The sequence below is a fragment of the Pseudomonas sp. 10S5 genome, from assembly GCF_035019745.1.
Taxonomy (GTDB): Bacteria; Pseudomonadota; Gammaproteobacteria; order Pseudomonadales; family Pseudomonadaceae; genus Aquipseudomonas.
In genome coordinates, this window is record NZ_JASJVL010000013.1 from 121293 (window position 1) to 138068 (window position 16776).

At 55.1% G+C, this 16776-nt stretch carries 12 protein-coding genes; all 12 read right to left on the bottom strand.

Annotated features, from left to right (window positions below):
• The 12 genes from QN378_RS15705 to QN378_RS15760 all read right to left on the bottom strand — a co-directional run bounded on the left by QN378_RS15705 (nucleotide 1) and on the right by QN378_RS15760 (nucleotide 16760).
• Nucleotides 1–2949, bottom strand: a complete 2949-nt coding sequence (locus QN378_RS15705) for a DUF748 domain-containing protein (RefSeq protein WP_323549583.1) — start codon at nucleotides 2947–2949, stop codon at nucleotides 1–3.
• 105 nt (nucleotides 2950–3054) lie between these two features.
• On the bottom strand, nucleotides 3055–4071 hold the full coding sequence (locus tag QN378_RS15710) for a class I SAM-dependent rRNA methyltransferase (protein WP_323549585.1): 1017 nt from the start codon (nucleotides 4069–4071) through the stop codon (nucleotides 3055–3057).
• Between the two features lie 167 nt (nucleotides 4072–4238).
• Nucleotides 4239–5417: an acetyl-CoA C-acetyltransferase gene (locus QN378_RS15715; RefSeq protein ID WP_322206777.1), complete on the bottom strand. Its 1179-nt coding sequence runs from the start codon at nucleotides 5415–5417 to the stop codon at nucleotides 4239–4241.
• A gap of 135 nt (nucleotides 5418–5552) precedes the next feature.
• Nucleotides 5553–6428, bottom strand: a complete 876-nt coding sequence (locus QN378_RS15720) for an oxygenase MpaB family protein (RefSeq protein WP_323549587.1) — start codon at nucleotides 6426–6428, stop codon at nucleotides 5553–5555.
• 14 nt (nucleotides 6429–6442) lie between these two features.
• The gene (gene acs, locus QN378_RS15725) at nucleotides 6443–8380 is read right to left on the bottom strand and encodes an acetate--CoA ligase (protein WP_323549589.1); all 1938 of its coding nucleotides are present in this window, start codon (nucleotides 8378–8380) and stop codon (nucleotides 6443–6445) included.
• 153 nt (nucleotides 8381–8533) lie between these two features.
• The gene (pgi, locus tag QN378_RS15730; protein WP_322206781.1) at nucleotides 8534–10198 is read right to left on the bottom strand and encodes a glucose-6-phosphate isomerase; all 1665 of its coding nucleotides are present in this window, start codon (nucleotides 10196–10198) and stop codon (nucleotides 8534–8536) included.
• A gap of 219 nt (nucleotides 10199–10417) precedes the next feature.
• Nucleotides 10418–10798, bottom strand: coding sequence for an aspartate 1-decarboxylase (panD, locus tag QN378_RS15735; protein ID WP_322206782.1), 381 nt, complete (start codon nucleotides 10796–10798; stop codon nucleotides 10418–10420).
• 2 nt (nucleotides 10799–10800) lie between these two features.
• Entirely contained in the window at nucleotides 10801–11652 is an 852-nt protein-coding gene (gene panC / locus QN378_RS15740) for a pantoate--beta-alanine ligase (RefSeq protein ID WP_322206783.1), read from the bottom strand.
• A complete protein-coding gene (panB, locus tag QN378_RS15745) occupies nucleotides 11649–12449 on the bottom strand; it encodes a 3-methyl-2-oxobutanoate hydroxymethyltransferase (RefSeq protein ID WP_322206784.1) in 801 nt (266 codons plus the stop codon). Before panB ends, panC begins: the two co-directional genes overlap by 4 nt.
• Nucleotides 12450–12711: 262 nt before the next feature.
• Entirely contained in the window at nucleotides 12712–13191 is a 480-nt protein-coding gene (gene folK, locus QN378_RS15750) for a 2-amino-4-hydroxy-6-hydroxymethyldihydropteridine diphosphokinase (protein ID WP_407074128.1), read from the bottom strand.
• Entirely contained in the window at nucleotides 13188–14603 is a 1416-nt protein-coding gene (locus tag QN378_RS15755) for a polynucleotide adenylyltransferase PcnB (protein WP_322206786.1), read from the bottom strand. Before QN378_RS15755 ends, folK begins: the two co-directional genes overlap by 4 nt.
• Nucleotides 14604–15317: 714 nt before the next feature.
• Nucleotides 15318–16760, bottom strand: a complete 1443-nt coding sequence (locus QN378_RS15760) for a sigma-54 dependent transcriptional regulator (protein WP_322206787.1) — start codon at nucleotides 16758–16760, stop codon at nucleotides 15318–15320.
• Nucleotides 16761–16776 lie beyond the last annotated feature (16 nt).

The following is a 16776-nucleotide window of genomic DNA, read 5'->3' on the forward strand; positions in this document are numbered from 1 at the left end:
TTAATCGCTGTCCAAATGTAATTGGCTGATTACTCGACCATCCGCTTCTGCTTGGCCCAAGCTGGCATCCACAAAGAAAATTCGCTCATCTGCCAGTTTCGCTTTATCAACGAGATAATCCTTGATGCTGCTGGCGCGTGCTTGCCCCAACTGGCGAAGTAGCACCGCGTTGGAACTCCAGGATTTGATCACTGCGGCACGCATTTTTGCCGTACGGTCTTCTTTGCCCTGATTGGTCCACTCAACTGGCGGCTGCTGTTTCAAGCGGTCGCGGTAGATTGCTTCCAGCATTGGCGGTTTTTCACTTTCCGGTACTTGCAGCAGTGATGCCTGTGCTGGAACCTTGTCGCCGCGTCGCTGAAGAATCTTGTAAAAGGTACTTTGGTATTCCCGCTGAAGACGTTGTTCAGCAATTAACGGACCGTCACTGCTTTCCGCGCTGGTGCCCTCTATCTCCAGGCGTAGCGTTGGGCGCTCTTTCAAGGCGGCTGAAAGCTTGTTGAGGGCTGACTGAGCATCTGGGCTCAGGTCTGTGGCGCCAGGCGCAAACGCTACCGTACCGAGGTCTTGAGAGTCGCCGCCACTGATGAGTCCGCCAATGAACTTAAAGGGCGCCTGAGCGGCACGTAATACCAAATTACGCAGTGTTTGCCAGACAATGGGCATCACGCTGAATTGCGGGCTGTTCAAGTCACCGGATATCGGCAGTTCAATGGAGATCTTGCCATCGGTATCCTTGAGCAGGGCGATGGCCAAACGAATGGGTAAATCGACTGCATTTGGGCTGTCGACTTTTTCGCCCAGTTGCAGTCCTTCGACTACCACTTTGTTTTCGGCCTTGAGCTGGCCTTTGGCGATCATGTAATGCAGGTCGAGATTAAGGCGGCCCTTACGGATGCGAAAGCCCGCAAATTTCCCTGAGTACGGTGTCAACGTGGTCAATTCCACGCGCTTGAAGCTGGTGGCAATGTCCAGGCTTGCCAAGGGGTCGAAGGGATTCAGGCTGCCCTTGATGGTGACTGGCGCGTAACGGTCAACCTTGCCGTTGATATCGACGGTCGCAGGCTTTGACTGACGATTATCGAGGGTGCCAATTTTGCCATTGAGCTGCTGAATCGCGGTGGCGAAGTTCGGCGTGAGGCTTAAATCGGCGAAGTTGGCCGAACCGTCTTTGATATTTACCTCGCCGATGCGGATACCCATTGGCTTGACACCTTTCTCTGCAGCGGTTGCCGCAGCATTAGCGACCGTTTTAGCGCTGTCTGCAGGTTGTTTAATCAGCAGGTCATCAATGTTAGTGGTGCGGTCGTCGTTGATCATGAATCGTGCATACGGTTGCAGCAGGTTGACTTTGGCAATCGTCAGGTGATCGCCGAGCTCGAAGTCCAGACCTTCAAGGGCCAGTTGCTGCCATTTTAAAAAGTCGCGCTGTTTGATCGTGTCGAGGGTGTGCAGTTGGTCTATTTGAGCCTTGCCGGTAATACCGAGGGCCAAAGGCTCGGTACTTTTCAGGTTGACCGCTAAATCACTACCGAGCATACCGCTGCGCAATTCAAGGCGGATAAGCGGAGTGATATAGGATTGCGCCAAACGCAGGTCGATGTCTTTGGTATTGACCTGTAGTTTGGCGCTGACCGGGCTCAGATTGACGTCGCCAGTTGCGGTAATGTGCCCTTGCTTACCAAGCCCTGTGTCGAGCTTAAGCGTAAAAGGTGATTTGTTTAGACTGTCGAAATTTTGTATGTCCACATTCAGTGGGCCTACATCTAACATTACCGGCTCTTTTGGGGTGCGGTCTGCCAGATGAATTTGGTAATTGCGTAATTGCGCATCACGTAACAGCACTTGCCAGGGTTTGCTCGGTGCTACAGGTTGTGCTGCGATTTCAGGTGCATTACCTGCCGCGGCGGCGGGTGCCTTTATAGCCGCAGGTGTTGGTTTTTTTGGCTGGCTGGCGAACAGCTTCTGCCAATCGAGTTGGCCGTCGGCTTCGCGAGCGGCCCAGGTTTCGAGTTTATTACTGCGAATATTGCCAATCTTGACGAGCTGCTTAGCCAGATCAATGGACGTGTCGCTTATATCGAGCCGTTCAAGGCGCACCAACGGCCTGCCATCAGGAGTATCTATCGCCAGAGGGGCAATGCTCAGCGCGGTATTGCTTAATAGAAGTTCGGTTTCCTTTGCCAGACTCAGCGTGTAATCGGTGCTGAAATTGAGAACGCCATCCTTTAGCGCCAGCGGCAAGGCGTCGCGTACATACGGCCACCAGACTTTCATTCTGCCGTCAGTGACTTTGAGTTTGCCTTGCGAGGTAATCGGAACCAGGCTGATGTGTCCAACCCAATCAATCTGACCGCCTTCAGGGCCTGCTGCGACCAAGGTCATGTCGGCGTTGTCTTCGGGCAGAGTGCTGAGATTCTTCAATTCGAAGTTGAGCGCGTTATACAAAAATTCGATCGGTTTGCTGGGCCGCAGATCTTGGAAATGAACATAGCCATCGGCAAGTTTGATTTGATCGATGCGGATCGGGAACGGTTTGCTGGGCGTTTTATCCTTGGCAGGTTCACTTGGCGGAAGTTTGAACAGCTGCTCCACGTTCAGCGATCCGTCCTTGGCGAACAGCAACTGGGTCTTGGGTTTATCCAGTTCAATGTCGGACAAGTGCAGGGCGCCGGTCCAGATGCTGTCGATTTGCAGGTTGATGTACAGGCGCTCAAAGCCAATCTGTTCCTGACCCGGCGTACCGATGTTCAGGCCCCACAGGTTCACTTCCAGGCTGAAGGGGTTGAGTTCCAACCGATCCAGCTTTGCTGGAACCGTAGAGTAGTTGGCCAGTTGTTGGTTGACGATACGCAGTGCGATGCCGGGCAAAATCAAAAAGCCCAATACGCTGTAAAGTGCGATGACGGTCAGCAAGGCGCCAATGGCGCGTATCAATCCTTTGGACATGTGAGGCGTCGTCTCTCTATCGGAGGTGTTTGGAGTATGGCACGCGAAACTGGTTCAGAAGAAATAGCCTCGTCTGCTGTAGGAATCGTCCTGGGTTGTGCTTGGTTAAAACTGCAAAATCAACGTTTTGAGTGGCGGTTGCTGGTCCATAGACGGAAAGTCGCTGCCCGGTGTCAGTACTTGCCATTCGCGTACCGGGCGCCCGGCTTTAGTCGCGCAGCGTAGAACCTGTTCGCGCCAATCCTCCATGCTGACTTTCGCCAGGTTATTGCAGCAAATCAGCACCCCATTAGCGGCAGTGGTGAGTACGGCAGGTTTGAGCAAGCTTTGGTAATCACGAAGCAAATCCACGGTGCCGAACGCACTTTTTGCCCACGCAGGCGGATCGAGAAAGACGAAGTCGTATTGTCGCTGTGTTAAACGCGGGTAGTCTGGCAGTTTGTTTGCACGACGGGGCGCGATGGGCAGCCCTGCCAGTTGACGGATGGCAGGAAAATAGTCGGATTGCACGAACTTCATCGGTTTTAGTGCGGGGTTCAACAACCCATTTTCGCGGCCGACGGCGAGATTGCCTTCTGCAAAATCTAGGTTGCACACCTCTCGCGCACCACCGGCAGCCGCACTCAGGCCAACACCGCAGGTGTAGGAAAACAGGTTGAGTACGGTTTTTCCGGCGCTATGGTGTTTGATCCAGCCCCGGGTGTTGCGCAAATCGAGAAACAACAGCGGATCTTGTCCTGGATGGCGCCCGCGTACGCGATAGTTTAATCCCCACTCATGGCCAATCAATTCACCTAGCGCCGCATCTTCTGCTGTAAAGACAGCGTCGTTGCGGTCGATGCGTGAATTGCCGTGTGAGCGGTCGTTGTAGACCAATAGCGTATCGAGCCTCAGACGGGTATTAACGGCGGCATGCAACGCTAGCAGTTCGTCGCGTTCGAGCGTGTGGTGAAAGCTCTGCACCAGTAATTGCGGGCCATAACGGTCGATAGTCAGGCCGCTGGCGCCTTCTTGGCTGCCGTGAAACAAGCGATAGCAATCCGTGCCCTGTTCATGCAGCTCGGCGAGCAATGACTGACGGTTATCGAGGGCGACGCTCAGCGCCTGGTTCAGGGAGGACATACACCGCGCCTTGGATTGGAAATGGGCGCGGCAGTTTAGCAGTTAAGCGACAGATCGCCCCGATGCATCCTGTGGTAGCGATTTCATTTGTGAATGAATTCACTCCCACAGGGGATCAGGATTTGCCTGATCTGAACTCCACAAGTTGGCTCTTTCAGTTGATTTTATTAGCGGGACAATGCCAATGCCACGCCCTGACCACCGCCGATGCACAGGGTTGCCAAGCCTTTTTTGGCATCGCGCTTGATCATCTCGTGCAGCAAGGTCACCAGTACGCGGCAGCCTGACGCGCCAATCGGGTGGCCCAATGCAATGGCGCCGCCGTTAACGTTGACTTTGTTCATGTCCCAGCCCAACTCTTTGGCCACCGACAACGATTGAGCGGCGAAGGCTTCGTTGGCTTCGATGAGGTCCAGTTGGTCAATCGACCAGCCGGCCTTTTCGAGGCAGCGGCGGGTGGCGCTGACTGGGCCAATGCCCATGATTGCCGGGTCGACGCCTGCGTTGGCGTATGCCGCGATGCGTGCAAGCACCGGCAGCCCGAGTTTCTCGGCCTTAGCTGCGCTCATCAAAATGACCGCAGCAGCGCCGTCATTCAGCGACGAAGCATTGCCCGCCGTCACGGTGCCGTCTTTTTTAAACGCAGGCTTGAGTTTGCCCAGCGATTCGGCAGTGGTGCCCGCGCGTGGTTGCTCGTCAGTAGCGAACGATACAGGGTCGCCTTTGCGCTGCGGAATTAGAATCGGGGTGATTTCATCAACGAAACGCCCGGTTTCGATGGCCGCTACGGCTTTCTGCTGCGACGCGGCAGCGAACGCGTCCTGTGCTTCACGGGAGATGCTGTATTTGTCGGCTAGATTTTCGGCGGTAATGCCCATGTGGTAATCATTGAATGCATCCCACAAACCGTCGCTGATCATGGTGTCGATCAAGGTGCTGTGGCCCATTCGCAGACCGGTTCGTGCGCCAGGTATTACGTAGTTGGCCAAGCTCATATTTTCCTGGCCGCCAGCGATTATTACGTCGGCATCGCCACAACGAATGGCCTGGGTTGCTAAATGCAACGCTTTCAATCCCGAGCCGCAGACCTTGTTCAGTGTCATGGCTGGAACGGCGAAGGGAAGCCCTGCCTTGATTGCGGATTGACGGGCAGGATTCTGTCCTGCGCCAGCTGTCAATACGTGCCCCATGATCACCTCGTCGACTTGCGCCGGATCGAGGCCGGTTTGTGCCAGCAGTTGGCGAATGACGGCAGCGCCTAGATCGACTGCGGAAATATTTGCCAAAGCCCCCTGAAATGCACCGACTGCGGTACGGGTAGCGGCAACAATTACGACGTCTTGCATGGCAGGTCCTCACAGTTGATAAATGTGCGTCAGCCCAGGTCTGTTCGGCCCGATTCGCTGCGGTAGCGGCGATGACAACGGTGGCATATGGTGTCACACATCCGCGGGTGGGTTCCAACGATGGCTTAAGTTCGCCTATTTGTAAGCCAGGCCCATTCGCCGATGGGCGCGGTGGACCGAGCTGTCACGCATTGCCCAGCGCAATATCGGCGAACTACGGTTAATGCTTGCGCGGATAAACGAGCGCTGCAATGGATGTTGGCTCAGACCAAGCAGACTGCAGGCCCAGAGCGGCAATAACTCGATACCAGCTTGCATCATCAACACGCCAAATGGCTTGGCCAAGCGGCTTGGTGCGGGCGCGGCCCTTAGTAGCCTTAGCACTTCAAGGCTGCGTTCATCGCATACGAGCTGGGGGCGCATTCGTTCAAGGTAATCGGCAACCGCTTGACGTGAGCGGGGTATGTCACGTGCACCAAGCCGTTCGGCGATGGAGGCGACTTCTGCGTAATACCGATCCTGATCGGCTATGGACAGATCGGGGTTGCGGTAGCGCAAATGGGCACCTAAAAAGCTGCTGACCTCAGCGACATGCACCCATGTCAGCAGGTCAGGGTCACTGGCCGCATACGGCCGTCCGTCGAGCGCGGTTCCGGTCACTTGCAGGTGAATGGTGCGGACCTTCTCAATCAGCCAGTTAGCGTCTTGAGTCGAGCCGAACGTGGTACCGGCGATAAATTGTCCCGTGCGGCGCAAGCGCCCCATCATGTCCTGGCGAAACGTCGAGTGGTCCCAGACCCCGGCCAAGGCTAGCGGGTGCAAAGCTTGCAGTAATAAAGCGCTAATGCCTCCGATCAACATGCTGCTGAAGTCGGCATGTACTTGCCAGCAAATAGCTTGAGGTCCGAACAGACCTGGATCGCCCTTTGGGTTCTCTAGGTCCAATTGGCCAAGAGACAATCCGGTCAGGCTCATGACTTGGGTTTCGATGCGGCTACGAATGAATTCCATGGGTTCTCGTCAAGTCAGCGGTTCAGACGTTTATTAATCAGGTCTTCGACCACGCTCGGCTCGGCTAACGTCGAAGTATCACCCAAGCTGTCGAGTTCATTGCTGGCGATCTTGCGCAGGATGCGACGCATGATTTTGCCCGAGCGAGTTTTCGGCAATGCTGAGACCCACTGAATAAAATCGGGCTTGGCAAAATTGCCAATCTCCTTAGTGACGTGCGCCAGCAATTGTTTCTTCAGTGCATCGTCTGCCTCAACTCCCTTTACGGGCGTGACGAACGCGTAAATGCCTATTCCCTTAATATCGTGGGGATACCCGACCACCGCAGCTTCGGCAATGGTGTCATGCAGCAGCAGAGCGCTTTCAACTTCCGCCGTGCCGATGCGGTGTCCCGACACATTAATGACATCGTCCACACGACCGGTGATCCAGTAATCGCCGTCGTCATCGCGGCGTGCGCCGTCGCCAGTGAAATAGTAACCGGGATAGGGCTTGAAGTAGGTTTCAACCAGGCGCTGTCGGTCACCATAAATACTACGGATCTGCCCCGGCCAACTGGCTTTGATAGCTAAAAGACCGTTGCCAGCGCCACTGATTTCCTTACCTTGCTCATCCAGTAGCACCGGTTGTACGCCAAACATCGGGCGCGTAGCGCAGCCGGGTTTGAGGTATTGAGCGCTGATCAGTGGGCTGAGCATGATGCCGCCGGTTTCGGTCTGCCACCAAGTATCGATGATGGGGCAGCGTTCTTTGCCGACTTTATGGAAATACCATTCCCATGCTTGCGGGTTGATGGGTTCTCCGACGCTACCCAACAGGCGCAGGCTGTCACGGGAAGTGCTTTGCAATGCTGCCGGGCCCTCACGCATTAGTGCGCGCAACGCAGTAGGTGCAGTGTAGAAAATATTGACCTGATGCTTGTCGATGACTTGCCAGAATCGCGAGGCGTCGGGAAAGTTGGGAGTGCCTTCGAAAATCAGCGTGGTCGCGCCGTTGGCCAGTGGGCCGTAAACGAGGTAACTATGGCCGGTGACCCAGCCTACGTCGGCGGTGCACCAGAAGACTTCACCGTCACGGTAGTCGAACACGTATTGAAACGTCATCGCCGCCTGGAGCAGGTAGCCGCCAGTGGTATGCAAGACGCCTTTGGGTTTGCCGGTGCTGCCCGACGTGTAGAGAATAAACAGCGGGTCTTCGGCGTCCATCGGTTCGGGCGGGCAATGGCTACTGATGCCACTAACGGCTTCGTGGTACCAGATATCGCGACCGGTCACCCAGCCGATTTCACCTTGAGTGCGTTCCACCACCAAAACGGTATGAACGTCCGGACAACCCAGCAGCGCAGTGTCGACGTTTTCTTTAAGTCCACTATATTTACCGCCGCGCACGCCTTCATCCGCGGTGATCACCATACGGCAGTCAGCATCTAGTATTCGATCACGCAGGGCATCCGGTGAAAATCCACCAAACACCACTGAGTGCACTGCCCCGATACGCGCGCAGGCCAGCATCGCATAGGCGGCCTCGGGGATCATAGGCATGTAAATACACACCCGATCACCCTTTTGTACACCACGGCCTTTGAGTACGTTAGCCAAGCGCCCAACGTTGTGGTGCAGTTTTTTGTAGGTGATTTCAGCGGACTCGGATGGGTTATCGCCTTCCCAAATGAGCGCTATCTGCTCGGCTCGGTCTTTTAAATGGCGGTCGATGCAGTTATAGCTGACGTTCAGCTCACCGCCCTTGAACCAGATGGCGTCTCCGGTTTTGAAGTCCGCCTGCTGCACCTGTTGCCAGGGTTTTGACCAGTATAGAAAGCGCTTGGCCTGCTCGGCCCAGAATGTATTCGGGCTATCAATCGATTGTTGATACAGCGTCTGATAGTCGTCTTCGCTGAGCTGCGCGGCAATACGCACGGCATTGGCGATAGGGAATTGGCTGATATCGAACATGGGCACATCCTAATTCTTATTGGCCTTACATTTCATCAGGGTGCGCTTTGGTGGGAATGGGTTCAAGGGGCATGGCGCCGCCGTTACGATGCGTCAGACAGCAAAAAACCCGCCGCTTTATCCAGGGGCGGGTTTTTCATTATCGGAGAAAGATCAGCCGCGATGACGACCACGGAAGTAATTGATCAAGCCTTGGGTCGACGCATCGTCGGCGGGCTCTTCGATGGAACCGGTTAAGCGGTTGAAGACGCCTTTACCCAATTCCTTACCCAGTTCAACGCCCCATTGGTCAAATGCGTTGATCCCCCAAATGACGCTCTGTACGAACACCTTATGTTCATACATCGCCACCAAGGCGCCTAAACGACGAGGGCTGATGCGCTCAACGACCAATGTGTTGCTTGGGCGGTTACCCGGGATCACTTTGTGCGGAGCAAGTTTCTGCACGTCCGCCTCGGCCATGCCTTTGTCGCGTAGCTCAGCCTCAGCTTCGGCGTGGGTTTTGCCCATCATCAGTGCCTGGCTTTGTGACAAGCAGTTGGCGTACAGCCACTGATGGTGATCGGCAACCGGGTTGAAGCTGACAATCGGCACGATGAAGTCGGCCGGAATCATTTGGGTGCCTTGGTGCAGCAACTGGTGGTAAGCATGCTGGCCGTTGCAGCCGACGCCGCCCCAGATAACCGGGCCCGTGTCGGTTGATACCGGCGTGCCGTCCTGGCGCACGCTTTTACCGTTGGATTCCATGTCCAACTGTTGCAAATGCTTGGTGATGTTGCGCAGGTAGTGGTCATACGGCAGGATCGCGTGGCTTTTTGCACCCCAGAAGTTCCCGTACCAAACACCAAGCAGCCCCAACAGCACCGGCATGTTTTGTTCAAACGGCGCGCTTTGGAAATGTTGGTCCATGGATGAAGCGCCGGACAGCAATTCTTTGAAGTTGGACATGCCGATGGCCAACGCGATCGGCAAGCCGATGGCTGACCATAGCGAGTAGCGACCGCCAACCCAATCCCACATCGGGAAGATATTTTCTTCGCGGATACCGAAGGCGACGGCTGCGGCGTTGTTGCTGGAAACCGCGATGAAGTGCCGATAAAGCTCTGCCTCTGAGCCACCTTGGGCCAAGTACCAAGCACGAGCAGCTTGTGCGTTCTTCAGGGTTTCCAGGGTGTTGAATGACTTGGAGGACACGATGAAAAGTGTGGTCTCGGCGCGAAGCTTCATCGTCAGTTCATGAAACTCACTGCCGTCGATGTTGGCTAAATAATGGCAGCGCACGCCTTTTTGCGCGTAGGACAACAGCGCTTCGGACACCAACTCAGGGCCGAGGAACGATCCACCGATACCGATGTTTACCACGTCGGTAATCGGTTTTTCGGTATACCCGCGCCATAAACCATCGTGGATACGGCCCACCAGGTCGGTGATTTGATTAAGCACTTTGTGTACTTCGGGCATCACGTTGACGCCGTTCACCGACAGCTTGTCGCCTACTGGTCGGCGCAGCGCGGTGTGCAAGGCTGGACGACCTTCGGATGCGTTAACGATTTGGCCGTCAAACAGCGCTTTGATTGCGCCCTTGAGGTCGACTTCGTTGGCCAGATTTACCAGTAAATTGCGGGTTTCAGGAGTGATCAGGTTTTTAGAGTAATCGAGGAACAGCCCACAGCTACTAAGGGTGAACTCATTAAAACGCTGCGGGTCTGCACTGAACGCTTCACGCATGCTGAAATTCTGCATGGTTTTACGGTGTTCGGTCAGCGCGTGCCAAGCGGGTAGGGTGGTCACGTCGAGAGGAGTGCGGTAGTACGCCATCGCTGCGGATTTCCTTGTACTTAAACTGCCTTTTGGGCACTAAAAAAGCCCGGACGGGATTAATAATCGAAGCACGATTGCTAAGCGCATCCAGGTAGCCGAACACTAACCCCAGTCTGCTCGACTGTCTGCGCTTTGCCTGACCGTTACTCGGTACTATTTCGTACCTCTGTCGCCGGGTTTTCCAGTGGGTTGTGGTCTGTGATTGTTTTTAAACTATCAGGCTACCTGTACCGGTATGGCATTGCTCGTGTGGCTTAGTTCATTGCCGGGCGCCATGTACAGCATGCGCGGCTTGAAAGTGATCAATTCGACTTCACTGTAATGAGCATAAGCGGCGATGATGACACGATCACCTACTTTCGCTTTATGCGCTGCGGCGCCGTTGACTGAAATCATTCGCGAGCCCTCTTCACCTCGAATGGCATAGGTGGTGAAACGTTCGCCGTTGTCGATGTTGTAAATCTGGATTTGTTCGTACTCACGAATTCCCGCAAGGTCGAGCCATTCGCCGTCGATGGCGCAAGAGCCTTCGTAGTCGAGTACCGCGTGCGTAACCTCGGCTCGGTGCAACTTGGCCTTGAGCATGATTGCGTGCATGTTTATTCCTTGGTCAGGTGCAAGTTGTCGATCAATCGGGTGGAGCCTTGGTACGCAGCGGCCATAATCACTAAATCCTGATCTTCGGCGCAGGCGTGGCGCAAGGTGGATGCTTCGCAAATTTCCATATAGTCAAGGCGAAAATGGGCCGCTTCAATGAGCGTCAGCCCTTCAGCACGCAAGCGGTTAAAGTCTTTTTCGCCATTTTGGATGCCGTCGGCGATTAGCTTGATGGCGCGGTACAGGGCTGGTGCCGCAGCGCGTTGGACCTCGCTAAGGTACATATTGCGCGACGATAGCGCTAGGCCATCGGTGGCGCGCACCGTTGGTTCGCCAATGATCTGTATAGGCATGTTTAGGTCGCGAACCAGTGCTTTGATGACCGCCAGTTGCTGAAAATCTTTTTGGCCAAACACTGCTAAATCAGGCTGCACCATGTTGAAGAGTTTGCTGACGACGGTGGCCACGCCGTCAAAATGACCGGGACGACTGCCGCCGCATAAGCCTTCAGATAGATGCGGGACGCTAACTCGGGTCTGGTTGTTCATGCCATGGGGGTACATTTCATCCACCGAGGGCGTGAACAGCAAATGGCAACCTGCTTGCAACAGGGTTTCCTGATCGGCAGGCAAGGTTCGCGGGTAAGTCGCAAGGTCCTCGTTAGGGCCAAATTGCAGTGGATTGACAAAAATGCTCGCCACCACGAAGTCAGCGCGTTGAGCGGCTTTGAGTACCAATGCGGCGTGACCGTTGTGCAGGTTGCCCATGGTTGGTACAAGCCCGACGCGTTTGCCTTCACTGCGCGCCCGAGCTATTGCAGCGCGTAGCTCGCGCACGGTTTTTACTGTGTTCATGCGGAAAATCCGTGTTCTGTTGCCGGGAAACTCACTTCTTTTACCGCAGTGACATAGGCCTGTAACGCCGACTGGATATCCGGCTGTCCAGTCATGAAGTTCCGGACGAACTTGGGCACTCTGCCGGTGATGGAAAGGCCGAGCATGTCGTGCAGGACCAGCACCTGGCCGTCGGTCGCGTTGCCTGCACCAATGCCGATCACCGGCACTTTGACCGCGTGGGTGATTTCCTGTGCCAATTCACTCGGCACGCACTCGAGCAAAATCATCGCCACACCTGCTTGCTCCAGGGCGATGGCATCAGCGCGCATTTGCCGAGCTTGGGCTTCCTGACGGCCCTGCACTTTATAACCACCCAAGATGTTCACCGATTGCGGGGTCAGGCCCATGTGTGCACACACAGGAATACCGCGCTCGGCCAACAACTTGATCGACTCGGCTAACCAGGCTGCGCCCTCGACTTTGATCATGTGCGCACCAGCTTGCATCAACTGCGCACTGTTGGTGAAGGTCTGCTCGAGCGTGGCATAGGCCATAAAGGGCAGGTCGGCGAGAATTAGCGCGCCTTGGTTACCGCGTTTAACGCAGGCAACGTGATAGGCCATTTCGGCATTGGTCACTGGCAGGGTGCTGTTGTGGCCTTGCAAAACCATGCCTAGCGAGTCGCCGACCAGCAATATTTCGACACCGGCCTGGCTGACAGCGTGAGCAAAGGTCGCGTCATAGCAGGTCAGCATGGTGATTTTTTCACCTTTCTGCTTGAGGCTTTGCAAGGTCGTCAGGGTTATGTCTGGCATGAAAAAAATCCTCGTTCAGGCGCTGTGAAACTACTGCGAGCAACGCATGAGATCATCTGGAAAAACAGGCACACCGTCGTATGCGGTGTTTTGCAAAGGCCTGATTCGCGCCCTTTTGCCATGTGATCGGCAGCGGGACGCCTATCTTCGTGATGAGGGGGCGTGAAGTCAATTACAGGTGTTACCGTTTGAGCAGGTGTTACCGCTTATGGATTTCGGGCGGTACCGTAGTTGTCCCTTAGCGCAGAAGTTTGTAGAACCGCTAAAGATGTTCCAGACCAACGAAAGGGCAGTCTGCCAGCAGTTGATCAAGGGAGCGGCCGTCGGCCAATTGCAGGTGGGGCGCGAGTTCAGACAAGGGATACAGGACGAAGGCGCGAGCATGCAGGTGGTAGTGAGGGACTTTGAGTCTAGGTTCGTCTATTAGCCGGTCACCGAAGACGATAATGTCCAGATCCAGCGTTCTTGGACCCCAGCGCTCATGCCGCTCGCGGCCCTGATTACACTCGATAGCCTGTAACGCATCAAGCAATGCCAGCGGCTCAAGCGCCGTATTCAGGGCGGCGATGGCATTGGTAAAGCGCGGCTGGCCGGGTAGTAGCGAGTCGCTGGCATAAAACGACGAAACGCCGACCCATTCGCAAGATGGCAACTGCTCCAGTGCTTTGAGGGCAAGGCGCAATTGGTCGGCCGGGTCAGACAAATTGCTGCCCAGACCAATATAGACGCGTTCCACGATCAGTCGCCTGAGGTAAGCGGCGCGTCGGAGGCATTGCGTTTACGCTTGCTGCCACTGCTGCGACGGCGTTTGCGCGGGGCTGCACCTGTTGCGTCGGGCTTGTTGCCCAGGTCGCGAATCATGTTGCGGCGCTCGCCTTCGTTGCTTTGCTGATAATCGGTCCACCAGTCGCCAAGGCCTTCGGTTTCCTCGCCTGCGAGTTCGCGCAATAGCAGGAAATCGTAGCCGGCACGGAACCTGGGGTTATCGAGCAACAAATCTGCGCGTTTGCCGGTACGCCTTGGCAGACGCTCCTGCATGTCCCAGATCTCACGGATCGGCATGGTAAAGCGTTTGGGAATGGCAATCCGTTGGCATTGCTCAACGATGAGCTCGTGCGCCGCTTCTTGCATGGCCGGAATCGGCGGCATACCGCGTTCCTGCAAGCGAAGGACTTTAGCTGGCAGCGCTGGCCAGAGCATGGCGGCAAACAGGAAGGCCGGGGTGACCGGCTTGTTTTGCGAGATACGTAGATCGGTGTTAGCCAGGGCTTCACTGATCAGCGTATGGGTGTAGGTCGGGTTCATTTCTAGTGAGTTGGCGCTGGCCGGGAATAGCGGCTCGAACAGCTCAAGATCAACCAGCATCTCAAACGTGGGTTCGGCATAACCGGACAAAAACAGCTTCAGCACTTCCTCAAATAGACGTGCAGAAGGAATATCGCGCAGCATTGGCGCTAACTGTTGAATCGGCGTGGCGCTGTGTTTTTCTATACCGAAATCCAGCTTCGCAGCGAAACGCACCGCACGCAGCATCCGCACCGGGTCTTCTTTGTAGCGCTGCTCGGGATCACCGATCAGGCGGATCAGACGATTGCGAATGTCGTGTACGCCGTTGGCATAATCGAGAACGCGTTCAGTGACGGGGTCGTAATACAACGCGTTGATGGTGAAGTCGCGACGTTGGGCGTCCTCTTCAAGGGTGCCGTAGACATTGTCACGCAGGATGCGTCCGCTTTCGTTGCGTGAGGACTGATTGCTGTCCTCTTCTTCATCATCTTGAGGATGATTGGCGCGGAACGTCGCGACCTCAATTATTTCTCGGCCGAAATGAACATGGACCAGTTTGAAGCGCCGACCGATTACTCGGGCATTACGGAACTCGGCACGTACTTGTTCCGGCGTGGCACTAGTGGCAACGTCGAAATCTTTTGGTGTGATATGCAGCATCAAGTCCCGCACGCAGCCGCCGACCAGATATGCCTGGTAACCGGCGGTCTGCAAACGCTCAACGATATTTACCGCGTAACGACTGAACTGGCCGCGCTGCAGCGAATGTTGGCTGCTAGTGAGCACTTCAGGCGTAGTACGTATGTGTTGCGTTTGTTGCGGCCGACGCAATGGGGAGCGGAATGACTGGAACAGCTTTTTCAGCATGGGATGCACTGTTTAAAGGAATATTCGGCCAAAAACGAGAATGACCGCATGATGGGCGGGGATTCTAGCATTTAGTCAGGGGATGGTGTAGGAAGCTGCACAAGCGGCTGGCGTAGTCGGCGCCAGGTGGTAGGGGGAATAGCAGAAGCTACTGGGGGAGCCGAAGCTCCCCCAAAGTTGTTTGCGCTTTTATTTTTATTATTCACTCGGGCTTTTTGTTTTTATTAAGTGCCCCGTTCTCGGGCTTTCGCCTGCGAACCTCCCAAATCGGGAGTCAAGAGCAAACGGATTGCTTTGGTCGCTGCGTTGCAATGATCATTCGATCCAACCAGTTCAGGCGCTACTTTGGGGTAGTTTTTATAATTCTCAGCCTGGTCATGGGGCAAGCCCCAAATACAACTCCTCTCCAAAAGAATCAGTTAGCTGCGCCTCCGCCGTCTTGTTTTTATTATGCGTGAGCCGATTCGTCTTATTTTTATTGTGTTGTTTACACTGCTTTTTATTGTTCTTGTACTAGAGACATAGCAGGAGCTGTGCCAACTTTTAAAAATCCTTTAAAACCGGGGCGTGGGGCGAAATCGAGAGTTTTAACGGGCGTTAAAAAACCGGACTTTCGTTACCTTAAGACCCGGCATTTGTTACGTGATTGATCGGGGTAACAGTTGTTTGGAGCATTCGAGCAGCACGGGCCAGAGCCTCGCGCGCTCGTACTACTCAGCTTTCACTGGCGACACTGGTTTTGCGCCGTGGAATACCTAAGCGCTGACGGCGTTCCCAGAGACATTTACGGCTGACGCCAAGCTTGCGGGCCAGTTCTGTTTCGGTCATATGGTCCTGATGCTCGAGCACGAAGTGCTGGAAGTAGTCTTCCAGCGACAAATCTTCAGTGGGCTCATGACTGGTGGCGCTGGTCGAATTCTGCTGCGGACCCAAACCGACGAAATCCTCGTCATCCAAATCACTCAGCTCGATATCAATACCCAACAGTTCGGCGGAGATTTCCGGGCTCTCGCACAGGATCACGGAGCGTTCGACTGCGTTTTCCAGTTCTCGAACATTACCCGGCCACGTGTAGTGACGAATTGCCTGCTCGGCATCGGGCGCGAACTTCAGGTCCGTGCGGCCAACCTTGGCACTTTGTCGAGCCAAGAACGAATGAGCAATTTCCAGAACGTCGGCGCCACGTTCGCGCAGCGCAGGCAATTTCAGAGCAATTACGTGCAGGCGATAATACAAGTCTTCACGAAACTGGCCGACTTTGGCCAAACTCTTGAGGTCGCGGTGAGTTGCAGCGATTAGACGCACGTCGACTTTTTGCGATTGCACCGAACCGACACGGCGAATTTCACCTTCCTGAAGCACTCGTAGTAATCGCGCCTGGGCTTCGAGCGGGAGTTCACCGATCTCGTCAAGGAACAGCGTGCCACCGTCCGCGGCCTCAACCAAACCTGCGCGGCCAGCGCTGGCTCCGGTAAAAGCACCTTTCTCGTGTCCAAACAGTTCAGATTCTATGAGGGATTCCGGTATCGCGGCGCAGTTGACCGAGATCATCGGTGCCTTGGCCCGTTTGGACAGGTTGTGCAGCGCGCGTGCCACCAGCTCTTTGCCGGTGCCCGACTCGCCTTGGATCAGCACATTGGAATCGGTTGGCGCTACCTTACGGATCTTGACGTACAAATCCTGCATCGGGGGACATGAGCCGATAATACCGATTTCGCCGTTGCTGTTATCCACCACGCCTTTATCGGACACGCTAGCCGGCTTCGCGCCTGCGGCCGAAAGTTCGGCTTGCAGGCTTTGAATCGTTTGCCTGTCGCGCAAAATGCGCGCAACGGCCTGGAGCATTTCGTCGTGGTCAAAAGGTTTGGCGATGTAATCAACCGCGCCCATTTTCATTGAGTCTACGGCAGAGCGCAGGCTGGCATAGCTGGTCATGATCAGGACGGGTTTGCCCTGACCGAGCTTGATCAGTTCAGTGCCAGGCGCACCGGGCAGGCGTAGGTCGCTGACGATCAAGTCAAACGAGGAGATGCTGAAACGTTCCTGTGCTTCCTGCACTGAACCGGCTTCGCTGACCTGATACTGATTTCGTTCAAGGAGGCGTCGCAGGGCCGAGCGAATAATTGTTTCGTCTTCGACGATCAGAATGTGAGGCATGTGATTCGATACTCTC